Consider the following 1,838-nt stretch of genomic DNA (forward strand, 5'->3'; position numbering starts at 1 on the left):
CTCTCATGGATCCTTCTCCTCAGTGACAATCGGTGAGCCGTGCCCGACTGTCTCATGGGCCGTTTTCGAGGATGCGGGTCCGGAGGAGCTCGAACGATGCTCGGCCATACATGGCCCGCTTGAGTGTTTTCACCCGGTTCACGTGCCCTTCGGCAACCCCTGAGCTCCACCGGAGGGTGAGTCCGGCAGTGACCGCGTCGAGGTCCTGGCGGAGGAAGCCGGCGAAGCCCTTCATAGGCTTCGGTGCGTTCTGCTCGGCCTGTCGGATCCACTCCAGCAACAGGTATCCACGCTGGTGACGGACCATGTCGGCGAATGCCCGGGCGAGGTCGCAGGCCCGGGTGATGTCCGGGCAGGCGAGCCGGACTTGGAGGAGCCGTTCACCCTGACTTTCGGTGAGTGTCTCCCGGGGGCGCATGATCCACGAGGTGATCTTGCGGGGGCTGGGGATGTCGGCCCTGACTGGTTCGGCGGTGCCCGTGCGGAGGGCGGCGAGGTGTTTGCGGACGACCTGGCGGCTGCCGCGGTAGCCGCGAGCCTGGATCTCCAGGAACAGCCGGGTGCCGCTGACCTGGCCCTGCGCCTCGGTGAAGCGAACGTTGAGGTATCCCTTGAAGGGCTCCAGGATGCCGTTGGGGCGGCGTTCGCGGGCGGAGGCCAGCAGCTCGTCGAGGTCGGTGTCACGAAAGCGTCGTACGGTCTTGCGATCGAGGTGCAGACGGCGGGCGATGGCGCTGATCGTCCAGCGTCTCTCCAGCAGGTGGTGGATGTCTTCATAGCGGTGGCGGGTACGTTCGATGATCTGGGTGCGGGGCAGTTCCGGGGGCGGCAACAGCATCGGGGGCGGCTCGGGCACTTCGGTCACGGTCTCCTCCTTGGCGCGTTTGCGCAGGCAGTCGCGGTGCTGGTGGCAGGTCTTCTCCACCACGGCGGACAGGTTCTGCAGCAGGTGCCACCGGTCGGCCACTTCGATGGCGTGAGGGGCGGCTTCCCTGACCGCCTTGGTGTAGGCGGTGGCCCGGTCCCGGCAGATGATCTCGGCTCCGGGATGCCCGGTGAGCCAGGCCGCGAGCGTCTCCGAGGTGCGGTCGGGCAGCACGTCCACGACCCGGCCGGCCTCGACGTCGACCAGCACGGTGCCGTAGGTGCAGCCCTTGCGGAAGGCGAACTCGTCCACCCCAGCACCCGCGGTGCACGGGCCGGCACCTCCGGCGCTACCAGCAGCCTGAGCAGCCGGGTCCGGCCTGCGACCAGCTGCAGACGGCGGCACAACCGCGCGGCCGGACGTCCGCCGAGCTCGATCGCGATCGACCGCAGCCAGCTTGTCAGCCCGGTACTGGAGCGACGGTGCCGCTCGGACAGGCCCGGCACCTGCTCCACGAACGTCTTGCGGGAACAGCTCTTCCGGTCACAGAAGTACCGGCGGACCCGCAGCCGCACTATGACCCGTTAAGAGCCCAACGGCCTCTCCTTCAGGTCGCGTTGATACGAACTGTGCGCACGCCTCGCCTGTTTCCGGCAGTCCGGGCACCGGCCCGGGCGAGCGGTGGACACCGCCTCGATCACCAGGACGTCGGAGGAGTCGCTGACGCGCTCCACTCGCACATCGATCCCGGGAAACAGCACAGCCTCGACCGTCTTGCTCGCCATGCCGGGACATACTCTGCCGAAACGATCCGTCGCTCACTTCGCTGACCTGCGGATTCACGGAACTGCGGACAGAGCCGCGAGGTGGGGCTGGGTTACCTGCGGCTGGGCCAGCCCGCGACGGAACTCAGCGGCGGTGAGGCGCAACGCATCAAACTGGCCACCGAACTGCAGCGAGCCCGCCGCGGGCA

At 68.1% G+C, this 1,838-nt stretch carries 1 protein-coding gene; it reads right to left on the bottom strand.

Going from position 1 to position 1,838, the window contains the following annotated elements:
• Positions 1-52: 52 nt before the first annotated feature.
• Positions 53-1,270 carry an ISL3 family transposase gene (locus ACWC24_RS41845; protein WP_450668166.1) on the bottom strand — a complete coding sequence of 406 codons (1,218 nt, stop codon included), beginning with the start codon at positions 1,268-1,270 and terminating at the stop codon, positions 53-55.
• Positions 1,271-1,838 lie beyond the last annotated feature (568 nt).

This window comes from Streptomyces sp. NPDC001443 (assembly GCF_053597355.1).